Below are 19,083 nucleotides of genomic sequence, written 5' to 3' on the forward strand. Positions count from 1 at the left end.
CTACGCCGGCCGGCGCTGCCGACCACACAAGTCGTGGCGCCCAGGCCAACGCGAAACTAACATTCACAGCGGACCACTCAATGGGGGCCGATCACGATCGCGTCCCCTCGCCGGTCCATTTCGGTCTCCGTCGCGTCCACACTCGCCTCAGCGAGGTCGAGTTGCTCTTTGATGCGCTGTTCGGATGCCTGCAGATCGTCTGTGATGCGCCGGAACGTCGCATCCGCGTCCTCCCTCGCATGGCGATGGATCGTGCAGACAATGGTGTCCAGTTCGGTTGTGAGTGCGGTCTGCGCCGCGGCTACGAGCTCGAGCAGTGGGGCTGGCAGGCTGACGGTGTCGACTGGCTCGGCCGCCGGTGGAGCCGCGTCTCCCTTTGCTGTCCAGACGGTCAGTAGGCGGCGCGGGTTGCCGCGGTCACCAAGTTCGCGGCGTATCGACCAGCCGTTGATCTCCTTGCCGCGGGCGCGGACCCGACGCGCCGCCTCCAAAACCTCAGATTCTGTTACGAGCGGGGGACGCATCCGAGCTGGCTCCGTTAGTTAGTATGTTTGGCCAAACGAACTAACCGCAAACAAACTAACTAATGGCTACCTTTCGGCGCACCCCTCCGTTCGATCTCGGGCCGGACTGTGCTGAGGCCGATGGCGGGGTGTCGACTTCCCTTTGATCGCTCTCCCCTCCCCTCGCCTACCCTACTGCGCTATTCGGAGACAGCAGACGCTAGCTAATGATAGCGAAGCTATATGGCTATCCGGAGATAGCGTCCGCTATTAGGCTTTGCATGCGCTAGCGAGGGTAGCATAGAGAGGCAGGAGTTCGGGCTAGCCGGGCCAGCGGGGCGACTGTACCGCTAGGGGCGCTAGCAGACGCTATTGGGGGATAGCATGGGCAACATCGTGACGATTGCGACCAGCAAAGGGGGCGGCGGGAAAACCGCACTTTGCACCCTCCTGGCCGCTAACTTGGCATCGCGTCTCCGCATCAGCGTGACAGACGCTGATCGCAACGCCAGCTTCGCCACTTGGCATGGGCTCGGCTACGAGGGCCCTGCCCTCACCTGTCTGACCGAGATCAGGCACATCGAGGTGGTGGATACGTTGCAGGCTCAGGCCGAGAGCCATGACCTGGCACTGTGCGACACTGCGGGGTTCGAGAACCAAACCGCCGCGATGGCGATTGCCACTTCCGATGCTGTCCTGATCCCGCTGATGGCCGATCGGGGGACCGCCCGCGAGGCGATCAAAACGTGCAAACAAGTGATCGCCTGCGGCAAGTCGGCTCGGCGAACCATCCCCTATCTGATCGTGCCCATGGCCTGGAATCCCCGCGGACTGGCTGAGCGCGCCACGCTTGAGGAGATGGCGGAGGCCGAGGGTGCGCTTGGTCTGCAGTTGCCGGTCGCTCGGCAACATATCTCCAGCTCAGCTGAGGTGCGCAAAATGTCCTACACGGGCCGAGTGCCGACCTCGGGGACAATCGGCTTGGAGATCGACCGGCTGATTACTGAACTGACCGGGGCCGGTATCCTGCCAGCTAAGTCCAGCTTCCCGTCAAGGGGGCCGATACAGTCCGATCTGTTGGCCACATCAACGGACGCAAGCAGTTAGCGTGTTATATCCCAGCTAGCGGATGCAAGTGCGTCCTAGCGGTGCTAATGTAGATAGCGGAGATAGCAAGGCTAACGGGAGTAGGGTGATGTCGTCCGCTGGACTCAAGCGCAAGCCATCGGGGTTGGAACTAGCTGGGGCCTTGGCTCCGATCACCGGGGATCTGCCTGCCACTACGGGGACCCGCGTTGAGGTCGAGCCGTCAGCGAAGCATCGCCAAGCGGCCACAGAGGCGGCGCCGAAGGTCGAACTGGTCCAAGTGAATTTTCGGGCCAGCAAAGGCCTGGCCAAGCTCATCGCTCGCCTCTCAGCTGAGCGTGGCAGCACCCGCCGCCTCGTTGCCCAACTGCTGCAGCTTGATGGGCACGAGGTGCCTGAGGTCGACCTCAATCCGCCCGACACTCGCCGCCGTTACGACGACTAGCGGCGCTATCAAATGATAGCATCGCTAGCTGTATAGCAAAGCTAGGTGTGGCGTGAGGGGGAAGAAGTACGATGGGACAGGCGAAGCGGCGGAGGGAGGCGGGGGTGCAGGTGATCTATCACCACACCAGCTCGCTTCGCACCAATCTCCTGTGGATGTCTGGCTACATCGACCTCGAGGGCAACTCTAAGGGCGTCATCCATCCCGAGCTGGGAGAGATCCACACAGATGCTGCGTTGCGCCGTCCAATGCGCGACTTCCCACCCCTCGTCTGGTTCACCACGCGTATCGCGGTGCCAGCTTGCCTGCAGCAGTCGACCATTATGCTTCTGGACAAGGTTACGGGCGAGACGCGTGCCATCGACGGCCCGGAGGGATCGTCGAATGCCATTGCACTCAACCGGCTAGCGCTTGGCTTCCCGATAGCCAGCATCCCGGTCACCCCATGGCCGGAGCACGCCGGCTATTCTAGCCCGGAGGGGCAGGGGCTGAATGATAGCGCCAGAGCAGTCGGGGACAATCCAGACGATTGGTGGGTGTCAAACTCGCCAGTCGACCTGCTGCAGATGAGTGAGATCTGGGTCTCTCCACGCATAGCGAACCCAAAGCTGCAACGGTCAGATCACTATCTGATCGACGTGCGACGGATGGTCACGGCGTGCCGAGCAAATCCAAGTGCGTACATTCCACCGAGCTGGATGCCGACGTCCAGGGCGGTGAGGTTGGCTGAGCGTATCGGTGTCCCCGCTATTCAGTCCCGTGGCGGCTTAGTGCGCGACTGACCGTGGTTAAGGCCGGAGAGGCAATTCGGCGGCAGCGGATTATCAACGATCTCTCCGCGATGATGGCCCCGGCTCATGGGGCATATAGGATGGGACGGGGATCGGTTGCTGCTCTAAGCGTTGCGCTCACCTGGGCATTACTCGCCTGTCCGTCCGCAACACGGGTTGCATTGGCCGAGGGAGCTTTTGGCGATGCCGCCCTCGCCGGTGAGATCCAGCAGCTTGGATCACGGTTGGCTCGATCCCTTCCGCACGATACCGAGCAGCTCTACCTGATATCGTCGATTGACGAGGAGTTACGGCTGGACGGCAATGACCGCTGCCGGGTTGTCCATGTTACGGCTGCTCATAAGGGGGCGGCCGTCGCAACGGCTCAGGCTATCGCCTGCCCGACACAGGCAGGCTGGGCGCTACAGGATGAGACAGTGCACCCCTAAAGGTAGCGCGTGCTAGCGATGATAGCGCGCTAGCTTACCTAGCATTGCCTTGCCTTGTTAGCATTGCCCAGGCTCTTAGAGTGCGGATTCCGGAGCATGTCGGCCACTGATTCCGATTTGAAGTCGGCCGGTGATTCCGGGATGAAGTCGGCCATTCCGATCTGAAGTCGGCCACCCCCTGCGGGGGGTGGGGTGTTGCTCGACCCTTGGGCGGGCCCGGTCCTCCTTCGCATGCTGCGCGAGGGGGGAGCGGGATGCCGGCCGAGAGAGTGTCGATGCGACGTGTGCGAGAGATCCTGCGGCTGAAGTACGAGGCGGGCGCTTCCGACCGGGCGATAGCCCGCTTGGTTGACGTGGCGCGCAGCACGGTGCGGCTGTGCCTGGACCGGGTGGCTGCGGCGGGCCTGGCCTGGCCGCTGCCGACGACGCTGACCGACGGAGCGCTGGAGGCGCTGCTGTTCGCCGGCGGCGGGGCGCCGGCCGGACAGCGGCGCAAGGTGGAGCCTGACTGGGTGGAGGTGCACCGGGAGCTGCGCCGGCCCGGTGTGACGCTGATGCTGCTGTGGGACGAGTACCGGGCCACCACCCCGGGCGGCTACCAGTACAGCCGCTGGTGCGAGCTCTACCGGGCCTGGGAGGCCAGGCTGTCGCCGACCATGCGGCAGGTCCACCCGGCCGGGGAGCGGCTGTTCGTCGACTTCGCCGGGCAGACGGTGGAGGTGGTCGACCCGACCACCGGCGAGGTGCGCACGGCGCAGGTGTTCGTCGCGGTGCTGGGGGCGTCGAGCTACACCTACGCCGAGGCGGTCTGGACCCAGAGCCTGCCGGACTGGATCGGCGCGCATGTCCGGACGCTGGAGTTCCTCGGCGGCGTGCCGCGGCAGGTCGTGCCGGACAACCTGCGCGCCGGCGTGCTGCGGGCCAACTGGTACGAGCCCGGCCTCAACCCGACCTACCGCGACCTGGCCGCCCACTACGGCACCGCCATCCTGCCGGCGCGGGTCCGCCGGCCACGCGACAAGGCCAAGGTCGAGGCCGGCGTGCTGGTGGTGGAGCGCTGGATCCTGGCTCGGCTGCGGCATCAGCGGTTCGCCTCGCTGGCGGCGTTGAACGCGGCCATCGCCGCGCTGTTGGCCGACCTCAACGCACGACCGATGCGCCGGCTCGGGGTCAGCCGGCGGCAGCTGTTCGACGAGTTGGACCGCCCGGCATTGGCGGCGCTGCCGGCCGAGCCCTTCGTCTATGCGGAATGGCGCATCCGCCGGGTCGGGCTCGACTACCATGTCGATATCGACGGTCACTATTACTCGGCGCCGCACCGGCTGCTGCGCCAGCAGGTCGAGGCCCGGCTGACCGCCCGGACGGTGGAGCTGTTCCACAAGGGCGAGCGGGTCGCGGTCCACATCCGCGGCGGGCTGCGCGGCCGGCACACCACGCTGCCCGAGCACATGCCGCAGGCGCACCGGCGCCATGCCGAGTGGACGATCGAGCGGATCGGCCGCGAGGCCGCCGCCATCGGCCCTGCCACCGCGGCGCTGACGGCAATCATCCTCGAGAGCCGGCCGCATCCCGAGCAGGGGTTCCGCGCCTGCCTCGGCATCCTGCGGCTGCTGCGGACCTATGGCCGCGAGCGGCTGGAGGCAGCCTGCGCCCGCGGCCTCGATATCGGCGCCCGCTCCTACGGCTCGATCCAATCAATCCTGCAGCACGGCCTCAACCGCCAGGCAGCCCCACGGCCGGCGCGGGACGGCGAGGAGCTGCCGCTGCTGCACCCGAACATCCGGGGCTCCGGCTACTACCACTGAGGAGAGACAGCCCATGCTGACCCACCCCACCCTCGACCAACTGCGCCAGCTCGGCCTGGCCGGCATGGCGCGGGCTTTCGAGGATCTTGCCGCCAATGCCCAGGGCGGCGAGCTGGCACCGGCCGAGTGGCTTGGCCTGCTGCTCGACCGCGAGATCGCCGACCGGCACGATCGCCGGCTCAAGGCCCGGCTGCGGTTCGCCAAGCTGCGCCACCAGGCCAGCGTCGAGGACATCGACTGGCGGACCAGCCGCGGCCTCGACCGCGCGCTGTTCCAGAAGCTGGCCTTGGGCGGCTGGATCGAGGCGCGGGAGAACTTGATCATCGAGGGCCCGACCGGGGTCGGCAAAAGCTGGCTGGCCTGCGCCCTCGGCCAGAAGGCATGCCGCGACAACCACTCCGTGCTCTACCAACGGGTGCCGCGGCTGTTCGCCGATCTCGGCCTGGCTCGGGGCGATGGCCGGCATGCCCGGCTGATGCGCACCCTCGGCGCGGTCAAGCTGCTGATCCTGGACGATTGGGGCCTCGAACCACTCGGGCCGGAGCAGCAGCGCGACCTGCTGGAACTGGTCGAGGACCGCTACGGCCGCGGCGCCACGCTGATCACCAGCCAGGTGCCGGTAGACCGCTGGCACGACCTGATCGGCAACCCGACCCTGGCCGATGCCATCCTCGATCGCTTGGTCCACAACGCCCACCGCATCCAACTGCGCGGCGACAGCCTGCGCCGGAAGCGGCCGGCAAAACCGGTTGAGGCTTGACCCGAACCATCCGACTGACGGAGACAACCAACAGCCCCTGGGCGAGCAGCCACCCCGGCCGACATCAATCGGAATGGCCGGCCGACATGGCGTCGGAATCGGTGGCCGACTTCACCGGAATCCGCACCGGTGCGCCTGAAGGTCGGCAAGACTGCCCTTTACGAGGCGCTCAGGCCGCCCACAATTTGGGTTGTTCGTCCGTTCGCGCGAGCCTGACACTCAGCGCACTTTCGTGTCCTGACCCCTTGAAGGTCCCGCCTTCGACTGCTTGGTGCAGTGCACCACTGCGCCGAACGCTCTGTGACAAGGACATTCACAAAAATCATAATCTATTGTTTCTGCAGTGTTTTTCCCGCATTTACCCATTCTGCCGATTTGCGGGAAAAACTGGCCTACATCAAAGGTGTACGCCTTTGAAAGATGTCATTCCTAGATGCAGGACCGGGGCGGTTCGCCGGCATCTTGCTCTCCGGCCTGCCTTACGGCTGGGGTGGGCTGTGGCCTGCCTTATCGGATCCCCCGCCGTGCTCGCGGCATGTTAGGCGTTCACCCTGCTTCTGCGGTGCTATTCGGTACCGCCCGTGTTCAGCCCGGCAGGACGCTCGGCTCGGCAGCTGTAATCCCTACTACCTCAAGATAGTGTTGGTGTCAGCGTTCTCACGACAAAGCCGTCGGTCGCTATGTCCTCCCGCATCACGGCTGAGCTTACAGGTGCGCCGCAGTCATGGAGCTGCCCTAGCTGATGGGAGCTCGAGTAAGCCGCGGCTTACTTGGTTCTATCGGCCAGCCTGTCTTGGTGCTCGGATGGCGTGACGATAACACCAGTGGCTTTGGGATGCTGCCGGACAAGACCAAGTGTGCGCTGGTTAGCAAACGCTCGAGCGCCACGTCTTAAGGGCGGCGCCTAGCGCCAGTCGCCAGAGACGACGTAGGGCGCCCAGAAGTGAGGGTGGTCCAGCCTTCCGTCGCCAGCGTCGAGCAGCGCGAGCTGCGCTTGGCGCAGCGCCTCGGCCCGCCCGAGGCCCGCGCCTAGGTGACCTTCCAGGAACCGCTCCAGGACGAAGCCTGCCACCTCGTCCTCGATGCTCCATAGCGAGCCGAGGACGGAGTTGACGCCTAGCCGCAGCAAGGCCGCATCGAGGCCGATCCCGCCGCCCGCGTCCTGGCGTGACAGCGTCTCGCACCCCATCAGCAGCGCCAGATCGATGGGCGAGAGGTCGTGGCGTGCGAACTCCTCAAGCCGCACCCGCTCGCCACCCCCCAGGACGAAGGCCGACCTCCCCATCTCCGCCGGATCGGCCTCGAAGTGCGAGGAGAGATGCAGGATCGCGGGGCCGCGCCGGAGCGCCTCAGCGAGCGCGGCCCCCGTCGCCTGCCCGTCGGCCCGAGAGAGCACCTCCCAGCCGCGGGCGCGCGCCGCCGCCTCCACGACCGCGCCGTCGGTAGCCGCTTGGAGCAGGGGCGGCATTCCCGGCGCGTTGGAGACGGTGAGGCTGGCGGCGAGCGGCCGCCCGCCGCGCATTGCGCTGTGCCCGGGGCGGAGGCGCCGCGCCCCGTGCAGGGCCGTGGCGCAGCGGCGCACCAGTGGGGCGCGCCCGTCGTGCAGGGCGGCGAAGGGGATCCTAGGGATCAGCCCGGTCCCCTCCACCACGACCGTCGTGATTGACGGGTCGTCCAGGGCGTCCGCCACGGGAGCGACCAGCAGGTCCCAGGCGCGCCGCGTCGCGTCGAGGTGGCCGCGGTCGGGCGCGCGGACAGCGCGCTCCAGCCCGTAGACGCAAGCCGCCAGGGCGTCCGGCGCCCCCAGCCGAACCTCGCACACCACCACTTGGTCCCCGGCGCGGAGGCGCACCAGCAGGTGGTCGCGGTGCACGAGGTATCCGAGCTGCGCCTCGCCCGGTCCGCCGTCCCAGTCGTCGTCATCCTCGAGGCGCCGCTCGGCCGCTGCGTCGGCGGCGCCGCCGAGTTGCGCGAGCGTCCCGAGGCCGCGCAGCCACTGCGACGGGGTAGCCGCGATGCGGCCGTGCCGGACCAACCCGGCAGTTGCGGCAACCTGCGACCAGAACGCCTCCTCGCGCGCGGTGAAGGGGACCCTCCTGGCCGCCATGGCAGCGAGGGCGCCGTCCGCCGGGCGCGGCACCGCGGCCTCTTCCTGCTCAAGCAGCGCGTCGACGCGGATGGCCTCGCCGATCCGGCCCTGGGCCACCAGCAGATCGCGCAGCAAGGCGTAGCAATCGCGGACCCAGTCGTCCCCCATTCCCTCGAGGCGGTGGCGGGCATGGCGGGTGATGTCGAGCCGTATCGCCTCGTGCCCCCGGGCCGCGGCCTTGAGCAGCGCCGCGGGCGCGAGGGTCGCGGCCGGGTCGCCCGACGCGGCTAGGTCGAGCAGCAGGTGGGCGAGGATTGCCGGGACGTCGAAGGCGAGATCCCGGTCCTCGTCGAGCAGCCCGTCGGCGAGGATCCCGATGAGGACCGCAACGCCTGCCTCCTCGTCCCCCGCGCGGAGCCGCTCCATAGCCCCGAGGAGGCGGTTGTCGTTCAGCGTCGGGCTGTCAGGCCGCAGCCGGACGCCCGCGAGGATCCTCCCGGCCTCGTTGTCGTCGTCTGCGGCGATCGCACGGAGGAACTCCGTGCAGTGGGCCTTCCCCGCCCGGAAGTGGCGCGAGGCCACGATCCGTCGCGCTGCCGCCTTGGCCGCCGGTAAATTCCCGGCCCACATGGCAAGCTGCACCTCGCCGGCGTCCCGCATCAGAGAGCCGAACTCCTCGACGAGTGCGGGCGGGGCGCCGATCCCGCGAAGGATGCGCAGGGCCGCCTCGAGGGCCCGGTGTGCCTCGTCGGGGGCCGACCGCCGGCCGGCCTCGGCGCAGTGGAGCTCGTACCAGAGGGAGAGGAGGCGGATCCCGACCTCCATAGGGAGCGTCGGCAGGAGTGGCTCCGCGGCGTCGAGCCAGGCGACGGTCTCGCCTGACAGCCCGCGGACAGACGCGCCACGAGCGAGGTCGAAGACGAGCAGCTGCGCCAGGTCAACGCGCGCGACCTCATCGAGCGCCGACGGATCCGGCAGGCACATCCGCAACAGGGCGGGACTGGCCTCCTCGCCTGGAGGCCCGGGAGGGAGCCCAAGCAGGCGCCGGAGCGAGGTGGCCGCCCCGCCCCGGGCCTCCGCGGGCCGTCCGCCGAGCCTGGCGGCGTCCCTGCGAAGGCGATCCTGGTTGGGCAGGAGCTCCCGGCGCAGGTTCTCCGGGATGCTAGGCAGCAGCGCCTCAGCGGCGTCGGCAGCCATGCGGACCCCAGCCGCGTCAGCCCGGACGACGGCGATGGTGCCGAGGAAATGGTGCCCCAGGACGCCATAGAAGGCGGCCCGGGGGCCGTCGAGCCCCTCCGCGACGCGGAGCAGCCTCGTGGCGGCCCGCTCCATGCCGCGGGAGTCCATCCGCTGATGCGCAGCCACCGCTTCGTCGTGGGCCGCGATTGCCGCCGCCTCGCTCACGGGCCGGCGCCGACGGGCTTGCGGGGCGGAACCGCGTCGAAGAGCAGCCTGCCGGCGAGTGCGTCGCCGCGCGCGGCGCCCCGCTCCACAGCCGCGCGGAGGATCTCAATCTCCTCGACAGACAGGGTGGCCTGCGACCGCTCCGCTCGCCAGCCCTCCGGCAGGTCCGAGAAGTTTCCGAATACGAAGAGAACCAGCTCGCGCCGCCCTGTAATGCCGCCGACCTCGAAACCGAACCGGGTGTAGGCGAGCACCCGCTCCTGCTTGGCGACGACGAGCGCCCGGGCGGATGTCCGCGGCGCGGCCGCCCCGTGGACCTCTGCGTCCGCGGCCTCGACGAGGTGCAGGGCCGAGCGCGGATCTAACGGGACCAGCTGGTAGTGCCGCTCATGAATTGGCCGGTGCAGCAGCGCCGCGCTCGCCCTGCGCGCCTCGACGGCTGCCGTCAGGGCGTCAGGCAACCCCTCCACGGCGATGCCGTACCGCGCGGTGATCTCGGCCACTGCCGCCACGGCCTCATCCTCGGAGGCCGCCCCGAAGTCGCTGCGGTAGGCGGAGGGACGCAGGCTCCGCCGGAGCTCGGCCTCGGGGACAAAGCGCCCCTCGGGCAGCGGCGGAAGCGAGCCTATCCAGCTCGAGGCGCCCGCGACCGAGGCCCACTTTCCGTAGCCCGCGAGGCGCATGCGCTCGGCGAAGGCCGCGCACTCCAGGTTGAACCAAGTGACGTCGATGCCGGGCACCTGCGCCGCGAGGTTTGTCCTGTCAACGAACTGACGCACTAGGTCATCGGGGGGCCTGTTCCTTCCTTTGAGAAGCCGTGTCACCTGCCCCTGGCTGCGGTCGAGCACTGCGGCCATATCGACGTTCCGCCGCGGCATGCGTGGATTCCGCTCCTCGTCGGCGTTGTCCATGAGCCAGCGCATGTTGAGCCCGCGCGGGCTTCGCTCTTCGTCGTTCCCGCCCATCTCAGCCCTCCGCTGCCAGTCCCCGCCTTCGGCGGGGACTGCACCTGAGAATGCGGGCGCCGTCCAGCGCGAGTGGCGCGCGGCGCAAGGGTGCGCAACACCGCGGCCCTGCCAGTCCGCCGCGGTCAGCCCGATAGTCCGCCCGCCCGCCGCGCGGCAAGGGGAGTCCCCCGGTCACGGCGGCGGAGGGGTCCGGAGGGGGCATGGTGGGAGGGCAGCCGGAGAAAGGGCGCGCGCGCGCCGGGGGAGGGCGCGCCGCCCCCAAGGGTTTCCTGCTCGGCCGGCGCTGCCCAGAGCAGGCGGAACGCCGAGTCGGCTTCGTGTGCCGGACCGAGGCTCTGACAGGAGGGGGCGGGGCGCCCGGCGAGGTGGTCGCCTACGGCGGCGATGCCCCGGTCATCACTATGGCGCCCACCGGGGCGGGCAAGACCAGCGGCCCAGTTGTCTCCAATCTGCTTTTGTTCCCCGGCCAGGTGATCGCAGTCGACGTGAAGGGTGAGCTGCTCGCCTTGACTGGTCGACGGCGCCGCGCGATGGGGCAGGAGGTCCACGTCCTCGACCTCCGCGACGGCGCATCCGGCGGGGGGTGCCTCAACCCGCTCGATCTGGCGGCCCGTTCCGGCACTGAGGCGGCAGCCGTCGGCCGCTCCTTCGCCGCGTGCCTGATCGAGCGCGGCGAGGAGCGGGACAGGTTTTGGAATGATTGGGCGGAGACCCTAATCGGCGGCGCCGCAGCTTGGCTACTGGAGGACTGCCCTCCGGGAGAGCGAAGCCTCAGTCGGGTCTTCGACCTCTTCACCGACGACGATCCTGTTTATAAAATCGCAACGATGCTCGACGCCAAGAGGGTCAGGAACCGCGCAGCCTACGCGGCCTTCGCGGGCTTCCTGTCGCTGCCGGACCGAGAGACGCGCCCCTGTGTACTCGGCAGCACCACGACGCATCTGCGCATATTCGACAGCGCCCTCGTACGCCGCCTCACCGACGCCACCAGCTTCGACCTAGACGCGCTCGTCGCTGGGCGCCCGATGACGATCTACATCGTCGTGCCGCCGTCCCGCCTCGCCGCCTACGCCCCGCTGCTCCGGATCTGGCTCTCAGGGCTGATGAACCTGCTCTCGCTCCGGCAGCGCGCACCTCGGCGCCGCACCTTGATGCTGGTCGACGAGGCCGCCCAGCTCGGGCGGATGCAGGCGTTTGTCTTGGCCTCGACCCTCATGCGCTCCTACGGCCTGACGCTATGGAGCGTGTGGCAGAACGCCGCGCAGCTCGACATGTACGGCGCGCAGGCGAGGACGCTTGTCGACAACGCCGGCGCGATCCAGTTTTTCGGGGTGCGCAACATGCGCATGGCCGAGGAGCTCGCGGCGCTAGTGGGCGGCGTCGACCCGCGCGACCTCATGTCGCTCGGCCGCGACGAGCAGTACGTCCTCCTGGAGGGCGGTCTTCCACAACGGATTGGTCAAGTTCGCTACTACGATGACCCGCTGTTCGAGGGACTGCCGGGCGGCCCACGGCGGCGCGCACGGTGACGCCGCGCAACGGCGCGCAACCGTCTGCGGATTGCTGGCCCTAATCGCCGCGTGTTCCTGTTCGGCGCGCCGCCGGAGCGCGGCAGACAGGAGGCCGGAGATGACGAGAAGGAAAACCGCTCCCCCCGCCGCGGGCATGCCGCGTCCCCACCTGGACGCTCGGCCGCACCTCAGGCGTCGCGACGCGCTCGCCCTGGCCATGGTGCTGGTGTCCCCGCCCCTCCTGTCGCCGCGCCCCGCGCGGGCGATCCCGACGCTAGCCGCGCTCGCCACTTGGGAGAACTTCAAAATCGCGGCCTCGGTGGTCGGCAGCATCGGTAGCGCCGTCACCGCAGCCTTCACCGCGCGCCGTGCTCTCGCGGCGCCCCCTGAGACCGCCGTCGAGCGCGCGGTCCAGGTGCTGACGGCGCAGCCCGCACTCCTCGACGAGATGCTGAACTTCCGCATGGTGATACGTGAGGAGCTGGAGCGGTCCCGGGTCCATGAGATGACGGACGAACTCCGCGGCCGGGCTGAGACGGCGCGCGACTTCCTCCTCGGAATGCCGGAGGGGCCGCGTCGCCTGGAGCTCTCGGCGCGTGAGTTCATGGAGGTGTCCCTCATCCTCAACAAGCTCGCCGGTTACGGCTCGGCGGCGATTTTTCCCTCCTATGCGGTTGGCTGCGGCGTGCAGCTGCTGCTGGCAAAGATGGCAATGGGCGACCGGGACGGGCCGCAGCCCGCCGACATCCGGCGCCGCATTGAGCGGCATCGGCGGCTGATCGCCGGGTGGACGGATTCGGGCCGCCCTACCAATCCGGCCGCCCTCGCCGCGGGGCTCCAGCCGGAGATCTTCGGGACCGAGGAGTGGCTCGCGGGCCCGTCCGTGGTGCGGCTGGCGGAGACCGTCGTTCGCACCGACACGCAAGTGCCCCAGGTGGTGAACGGGCAGGCCAGGACAGTCACGGAGTCCCGCTGGCACGTGAATGAGTTGTCCATCGCTTTCCTTGGCTTTGACGCCGCCGGCGAGCCGAGGACCGACCGACGGGTCACCCGCACCCTCAACTTCGCACCCGGCGCCGAGCGCCCTTATCGCTACGCGTTCCGCGCCTCGGTCGGGCACTACCCGAACGCGACACCTGTCGAGCAGATGGTGCGGTTCCCTTGCCTCACCTCGAATGACAGCTGGACATCCTGGGAAGCGCAGCCAGATGGCCAGGGACGCGTCCAGCTGCCCAACGGGCTCGCCCAGGTGCACGATGGCAAGCGGGCCTGCATTGCCGACACCTACAGAGCCAAGCGCGCCCGCCTGCTCGAGCTCCGGGACCAAGAAGCGAAATTCCTCGACGCTCAGGCAGCCATGGTGGCCTGTATCGAGCACCTGGGCCGGATCGAGGTGTGACCCGGCCGCGGGCGGCGACACTAGTGTCCTGACCGAGAAATAGCTGGTCACTCGTGGTTGGCTGTGATTCGCTGCGGCTGGCAGCGAGGACTGATCATGGCGACGCCGCGGGCGGTTCGGATCGAGTTGTCGGAGGCCGAGCGTGCCGAGTTGGAGACGCGGCTACGCCGGCGGAAGGTGGCGCGCGGCGACGCGGTGCGGGCGGAGATCGTGCTGCTCGCCGCTGACGGCTTGAGCAACCTGGCGATCGTTGAGCGGCTCGGGGTGGCGCGGATGACGGTGGCGACCTGGCGGCGCCGCTTTGCCGAGCTGCGGCTCGATGGCTTGGCCGACGAGCCCCGCCCAGGTGCTCCCCGGACCGTCAGCGACGAGAAGGTCGCCGCGGTGGTGACCGCGACGCTGGAAACCCTGCCCGCGGGCCGGACGCACTGGAGTTCGCGTGGCATGGCCAGAGCGGCCGGGCTGGCGCCGTCCACCGTGCAGCGCATCTGGAAGGCGTTCTCGCTGCAGCCGCACCGGGTGGAGACCTTCAAGCTCTCGACCGATCCGCTGTTCGTCGAGAAGGTGCGCGACATCGTCGGCCTCTACCTCAGCCCGCCCGAGCGTGCCCTCGTGCTCTGTGTCGATGAGAAGAGCCAGATCCAGGCGCTCGACCGGACGCAGCCGCTGCTGCCGCTGCGCCCCGGCCAGGTCGAGCGGCGCACCCACGACTACAAGCGCTGCGGCACGACCTCGCTCTTCGCCGCGCTCGACGTGAAGGCCGGCACCGTCATCGGCACCTGCATGCCGCGGCACCGGGCGGCGGAATTCCGCCGCTTCCTCGACACCGTCGAGGCCCGGGTGCCGGCGGACCTCGACATCCACGTGATCATGGACAACGCGGCAAGCCACAAGACGAAGCTGGTGCGAGGCTGGTTCGCCAAGCGGCCCCGCTGGCATGTCCACTACACCCCGACCTCGGCCTCCTGGATCAACCAGGTCGAGCGGTTCTTCGCGCTGCTGACCGACGACGCCATCCGGCGCGGCGCCCACCGTTCCACGGCGGAACTCGAGGCCGCCATTAAGGCCTACATCGAAGCCCACAACGCCGAGCCGAAGCCGTTCACCTGGATGAAGAATGCCGATGACATCCTCGCCGCCGTCCAGCGCTTCTGCCAGCGCACCATCGCCGTCCAGGCAAAGTGCCTGGGAACTTCAGAGTCAGGACACTAGCCGCTAAGTAGCACTGCACTGCGTGCAGGATGCCTTGGTAGCCGACCAGCAGCGCCTCGGAATGCTCGGCGCAACGACTTAGCGCATAGTGGAACACCATCACCGGCAAGTCCGGCACTGCTGCTACAGCCTTGGGGGACGGGGCGCCGCGTTACTCGAAAACGAGGCCGCCCGGAGGCGTACGAAATACAAGCAGTTCAAGGGCTCCCGGGTCAGAGTACAATCGTCGCGCCGGATGCGCGACGGTTTTGGAGGTTAACGAGTATGTGATCTGCCGTTCCGTGTTGTCCGACGGTAGCGTCAGCGGCAGGCCCTTTGACGGAGGCGGCATGTTCGGCTTGGAACTCGCGGGGCTCTATTTGGCAAAATGGGCCTACGACAACGTCGCCCCGCAGCTCGCGCGGGCACTCGCCTCCCCGCCGCCCCCTGACCATCCTTCACAGGTCATTGCTCTAGTGGGCGCGACCTGCGCCGGTAAGTCCACGCTCGGGAACCGCTTGGCGGGGCGCGCGGCCTTCGAGACCGGGCCGACGCACGGGACGACTTCCCGTACCCACGACGCAACTTGGCGCGGCGGCTGGGTGATCAGGGACACGCCCGGCCTGCTCGACGACAGGTCTCCCGACCCGGTCTCCGTCTCTCGGACGGCCAAGGTTGTCGTCTACGTCGCCTCCGGCCAGCTGCTGCGCCCGGAACTCGACGCTCTGCGCCGGATCCGCGAGTGGCAGCGGCGGGAGACGGGCCGGGGTGCGCGGGAGCGCCACGCTGTCCTCTTTTGTGGCAAGGCCGACCAGCGTCACGGCGCGATGCCGCGCGCCGAGGCCGAACGCGTGGAGCAGGAGGTGCGCTCGCAGATGGCGGACCTGATGCCCTCCGATCACGTCGTATTCGGTTCGGCGCTGAACCCGGATTGCGCGGGCGTGCGCCGGCTCGGGAACCTTCTCGCGCGCCTCTCCAGCGCCTGATACGAGGCAAGGACTGCAAATCCAAGGATCGGAGGGAGTGGGATGCTCGACGACACGTCGCCGCCGGACAACGCGGCGCTCAGGGCCGAGATGGAGCAGGTGCAACGGGAGCTGAGCGGCGCGCTCGAGAGCCTGCTCAAGGAGGCGGGGGCCCGCCTGAAGCCCGCCGAACGGGACGAGATCGTCGCGGAGTTCAAGGAACTCGACATCCTGCTCGAGCGCCTGAAGAGTGGCCTCGTCTGGATCGCCATCTTCGGGCGCACCACGGCAGGCAAGTCGGCGGTAACCAATGCCATCATGGGCGCGGACGTGGCAAAGGTCGGCATCCAGCACGACCTGACGCGAGAGGCCACGGCCTTTGAGAAGCGGCCCTGGAAGATCGTCGACGTGCCCGGGGTAATGGGGAACGAGGTCCTGGAGGATCTCGCCGTGACCGAGGCGAAGCGGGCACTCGGCCACGTCTTCGTCATCGAAGCGGAGCCGTTCGCCCCCGAGATCAAGCTCTTCGACGCGGTGCATGCCGCGACGCCGGACACCCAGAAAATCGTCCTCTTCAACAAATGGGACATGTACGAGGGGCGGATCCCCGCGGCGGACGTCGCCATGGTGAAGGCGAAGGTCTTCGAGAAGATGCGCAAGTATGTTGCGTCCGACGAGGACATCGTCTTCGGCAGCGCGCTCCGCTATGACCCGGCATCGGACATGATGGTCCGCCAGGAACTGCCGCAGCTCATGGACCGCCTCTACGCGGGCGCCGGGACACTCGGGCAGGTCATCAACGTCATCGACCCGGCCAACCGGGCCTCCGAACTCCTCGCGGGCATATCGGGCAAGGTCGCCGCGGTCCGGACCAAGGTGGCTCGGAAGGTGGTCTTCGCGTACGGCCTCGCTTCTGTCGCGGGCGGCGCGGTGCCCCTCGACACGCTCACGGTCCAGCCCGGCCTCTTCGCCAGCGAGGTGTTCGTGCTGTCGCGCATCTTCGGCAAGACCATGCGGGCGGCCGACGTTAAGGGTACCGCGAAGGAACTCCTGAAAACCTGCGGCATCCTGTTCGCCGCCGAGTTCGCGGCGATCACCGCGGCTGACGTCGCCAGCACCGTCGCGTCCGTCTTCGTCCCGTTCCTGGCGCCAATCTTCGGCATCGCCGACGCCGCTCTGCTGTCCTGGTACAGGTACCGCCGGGCGGTCATCTTCGGCGAGGTCGCCATGGAGTACGTGAAGCGGGACTTCTCCTGGGGAGGCGAGGAGCCGAGGGCAATTATAGCCGAGTGCAAGGCGCGCGCGCAGAAGCACTACGCCCGCTTCGAAAAGGCTTCCGACGCCTTCGGCGCTGCCGGGGCGGCTGGCCGCCGGGCCTGATGTCGGACCCTCTCCACACGCTCGTCGACTTGGCGACGCTGATGGACGCTTACGACCGCGCCGCCGAGGCGCTGTTCTGTATCCGCAGCGGGGCCACCGCCGCGGCGCACGGCGCGGCCCTGGTTGGGGCGTCGGAGGTGATAGGCGCCTACCTGGAGGACCGCGCCCGAGGTGCGGGGCTGGCCATGCCGCAGGCGCGGCGCGCCCACCGGGCCGGGGTGGCCTGCCTCGCGGGGCTGGCCGCCGAGTGGGGCCGGGGACCGCCGGCCCCACTCCGCGTCCGTGCCTTCCGCCAAGCGACCGGCGCCTGCCTCAGCCATTGGGGCGACTTCATCCAGTGCGCCGTCGCCGAGGACTCCTGCGCTCAGGTCTGGCTGGCCCCCGCCTTCAGCTTCATGACGGCGGTGGCGGCGGGCTCGCGCAGGCATGCCCAGGACGCGGTGTCCGAGTGCGACCCCGCGCCCGGCGCGCCGTCCGCGGCCGTCTACGCCGAGGAACTACGCCGGGCAGTCCTCAGCGGACTACGCGAAGTAAAATACCATTCCGAAAAGACGCTCCGCGGCACCTGGGCGAGCGAGGTGGCAGTGAGCGAGTCAAACGCTTTCGCGCGGACCTTCGTAGACGGTGTCATGGGTGCATTCGGTGACGCCAGCATGCACGGGGAGCACGGCCGCATCCGCGTCGTCCGGCGCAAGGCCGAGTACGTGAAAAAGCTCAGCCTTGAGCTGGAGACACGCTTGCATGGTTGACAGCCCGGCGCGCGACTGTGGCGGGCGTCGGCAGGAGAAACGTAAGTACCAGCGGGCTCATGCCCCTATCTGTATGCCAGCCGCTTTGACGTACCCTGGCGACCACGGTGGCCGACCACGACTGGCCTCGGTCTATCGCAGTCCGGAGAGCAGTAATGGCACTGCTTGCAGATCAGCCTACCGCACCGCTCGCAGCTTGCGTTCACCCCAATGACCAGCGGGAAGGTGTTGCAGGCGTAGCCACCCCTCTCGCCCCCGCAGTTGGCATAGACGGTTCTCACCGTGCCGTCCGCTGTCTTCCCGACCAGAACATGCGGGCCTTGGACGTTGAAATGGACGAAGGAGAGCTCCTGCGCCGCGACTCCATCCCCTGCTTTGCCGAGAAGGTCGAACAGGCCCGCGATTGACTCTGTCGAATCGTGCAGACCGCCGCACTGGCTTTCCTCAAGGTCGATGGCGACCTCGTACGGGTTGCCTGCACGTCCTTCCTGGACTGCGTACGGGAAAGGACGGCCGGGAGCGGCGGGATGTTCCCGCAGGCGGGGCCTGCTCCGGACCCTCGTCGACAGCGACCCGAAGATGCTGCCGGGCTTGAGGGGACGTTCGTGACTGCCGAACTCTTCGAAGGTGACCATGTCTCGGAGGAAGCGGATGAACTCCGAGGGCCTGCCGACCTTCTTGCATCTCTTCATGAATTCGGAGATGGCGAACATGGCGATGGTGGCTTTGGAGTAGCCAGCGCTTTTGACCGTTAACGAAAACCGGTCGACGATGCTCTTCTGCTCATCATCCAGCTCTCCGTAGAGAGCGGCCTCTTTTTCTCGGCCGCACGCGATGGCGGCGGCGAGGGTAGTCTCCTGCCATCCTGCGAAGGTTCGCGCTAGGTCAAATAGCTGCTCGTAATCCGGGGCGACGCCGGGCAGCTCGAACGCCCATGCGGGCAGCTTGTCATCATGAAACTGGATGGTCACGGCGTGTTCGCGGCCCGGCAGCTCGTTGATTGCCGCCTTGACCTTCTCGATATCGGTGAGCTGAACTACGCCGAGGAAAACTTGGTGTGGCCTCACCGGCCTCCAATGCTCCGTTGCTACGCCAGCGATGGCGACGTCACGACCAGCGACGCGCTTGAACTCCTTGACGTACGGATGTGGGCATCCCTGTCCGTACTGCAGGTGGTTCTTTACATCCAGATGGTGACCGTTCGCCACAATGTCGCAGCGTTGCCAAAGGCCGGACGAGCTCTTTAGCTGCGTGAGAGATACGTCCTCGGCCGGGCACCCGTACACCTTCGGGATGAACTCTAGGACGAGCCGCTCAGCCATTCGGGCGTATGCCATGCGCTTGATGAGGTTCTTGGCTTTCTCCGGCTGACTTGGTGGGAGACCCAGGCCGCGCGACCAGATCTCGATCAACCGTTTGTCGTCGTCGCTGATACCGCGAACCGAGGATAATACGTACTCCCCGGCCTCTTCCGTCACCGAAACTAATTCCTCGGCCCGTGCGGCGTCTTCGACGAGTTCCGGGCGGATCGTGTAAAGGTTGAACTTCTTGAGTGGGGCCGAATGCGTAAGCGTCGCGGCGACTGCACATTGCGAAGCGGGCTAGGCTT

Annotated in this window: 15 protein-coding genes; 11 read left to right on the forward strand and 4 right to left on the reverse strand. The window is 68.0% G+C overall.

Translation table 11 applies throughout. The features are described 5' to 3' along the window. Window positions 1–77: 77 nt before the first annotated feature. Window positions 78–524: a DNA-binding protein gene (locus BLR02_RS22770; RefSeq protein WP_090570700.1), complete on the reverse strand. Its 447-nt coding sequence runs from the start codon at window positions 522–524 to the stop codon at window positions 78–80. Window positions 525–887: 363 nt separating this feature from the next. Between BLR02_RS22770 and BLR02_RS22775 the strand changes: the two genes are divergently transcribed. From BLR02_RS22775 to istB, 5 genes are all read left to right on the forward strand, one after another. Next, on the forward strand, window positions 888–1,610 hold the full coding sequence (locus BLR02_RS22775; RefSeq protein WP_090570697.1) for a ParA family protein: 723 nt from the start codon (window positions 888–890) through the stop codon (window positions 1,608–1,610). A 142-nt stretch (window positions 1,611–1,752) separates the two neighbouring features. Further along, window positions 1,753–2,034, forward strand: coding sequence for a hypothetical protein (locus BLR02_RS28845; RefSeq protein WP_143018246.1), 282 nt, complete (start codon window positions 1,753–1,755; stop codon window positions 2,032–2,034). A gap of 104 nt (window positions 2,035–2,138) precedes the next feature. After that, window positions 2,139–2,816, forward strand: coding sequence for a hypothetical protein (locus tag BLR02_RS22780; RefSeq protein WP_143018247.1), 678 nt, complete (start codon window positions 2,139–2,141; stop codon window positions 2,814–2,816). 712 nt (window positions 2,817–3,528) lie between these two features. Then, on the forward strand, window positions 3,529–5,058 hold the full coding sequence (istA, locus tag BLR02_RS22785; protein ID WP_143018248.1) for an IS21 family transposase: 1,530 nt from the start codon (window positions 3,529–3,531) through the stop codon (window positions 5,056–5,058). A 13-nt stretch (window positions 5,059–5,071) separates the two neighbouring features. Next, a complete protein-coding gene (gene istB / locus BLR02_RS22790; RefSeq protein ID WP_090570682.1) occupies window positions 5,072–5,818 on the forward strand; it encodes an IS21-like element helper ATPase IstB in 747 nt (248 codons plus the stop codon). Window positions 5,819–6,722: 904 nt separating this feature from the next. Here the strand turns inward: istB and BLR02_RS22795 are convergent. Together BLR02_RS22795 and BLR02_RS22800 are read right to left on the reverse strand one after the other, a co-directional pair. Then, window positions 6,723–9,272 (reverse strand): CHAT domain-containing protein, encoded by a 2,550-nt coding sequence (locus BLR02_RS22795; RefSeq protein ID WP_176849746.1) that lies wholly within the window; start codon window positions 9,270–9,272, stop codon window positions 6,723–6,725. Between the two features lie 35 nt (window positions 9,273–9,307). Next, the gene (locus tag BLR02_RS22800) at window positions 9,308–10,276 is read right to left on the reverse strand and encodes a hypothetical protein (RefSeq protein WP_090664766.1); all 969 of its coding nucleotides are present in this window, start codon (window positions 10,274–10,276) and stop codon (window positions 9,308–9,310) included. 368 nt (window positions 10,277–10,644) lie between these two features. On the opposite strand from BLR02_RS22800, the gene BLR02_RS22805 reads away from it, so the two are divergent. From BLR02_RS22805 to BLR02_RS22830, 6 genes are all read left to right on the forward strand, one after another. Then, entirely contained in the window at window positions 10,645–11,808 is a 1,164-nt protein-coding gene (locus BLR02_RS22805) for a type IV secretory system conjugative DNA transfer family protein (protein WP_176849747.1), read from the forward strand. A 100-nt stretch (window positions 11,809–11,908) separates the two neighbouring features. Next, window positions 11,909–13,189: a hypothetical protein gene (locus BLR02_RS22810; protein WP_143018250.1), complete on the forward strand. Its 1,281-nt coding sequence runs from the start codon at window positions 11,909–11,911 to the stop codon at window positions 13,187–13,189. Between the two features lie 96 nt (window positions 13,190–13,285). Further along, window positions 13,286–14,401 carry an IS630 family transposase gene (locus BLR02_RS22815; RefSeq protein ID WP_090570142.1) on the forward strand — a complete coding sequence of 372 codons (1,116 nt, stop codon included), beginning with the start codon at window positions 13,286–13,288 and terminating at the stop codon, window positions 14,399–14,401. 329 nt (window positions 14,402–14,730) lie between these two features. Further along, window positions 14,731–15,366, forward strand: coding sequence for a GTPase domain-containing protein (locus BLR02_RS22820; protein ID WP_143018251.1), 636 nt, complete (start codon window positions 14,731–14,733; stop codon window positions 15,364–15,366). Between the two features lie 42 nt (window positions 15,367–15,408). Beyond that, entirely contained in the window at window positions 15,409–16,725 is a 1,317-nt protein-coding gene (locus BLR02_RS22825) for a GTPase (protein WP_090570136.1), read from the forward strand. Beyond that, window positions 16,725–17,474 carry a hypothetical protein gene (locus BLR02_RS22830; protein ID WP_090570132.1) on the forward strand — a complete coding sequence of 250 codons (750 nt, stop codon included), beginning with the start codon at window positions 16,725–16,727 and terminating at the stop codon, window positions 17,472–17,474. The genes BLR02_RS22825 and BLR02_RS22830 overlap by 1 nt, the downstream gene beginning before the upstream one ends. A 65-nt stretch (window positions 17,475–17,539) precedes the next feature. On the opposite strand, the gene BLR02_RS22835 is transcribed toward BLR02_RS22830, so the two are convergent. Next, window positions 17,540–18,952, reverse strand: coding sequence for a hypothetical protein (locus tag BLR02_RS22835; RefSeq protein WP_090570130.1), 1,413 nt, complete (start codon window positions 18,950–18,952; stop codon window positions 17,540–17,542). Window positions 18,953–19,083: the final 131 nt, after the last annotated feature.

Origin of the sequence: Belnapia rosea, from assembly GCF_900101615.1 — a bacterium.
GTDB classification, from domain to species: Bacteria; Pseudomonadota; Alphaproteobacteria; order Acetobacterales; family Acetobacteraceae; genus Belnapia; species Belnapia rosea.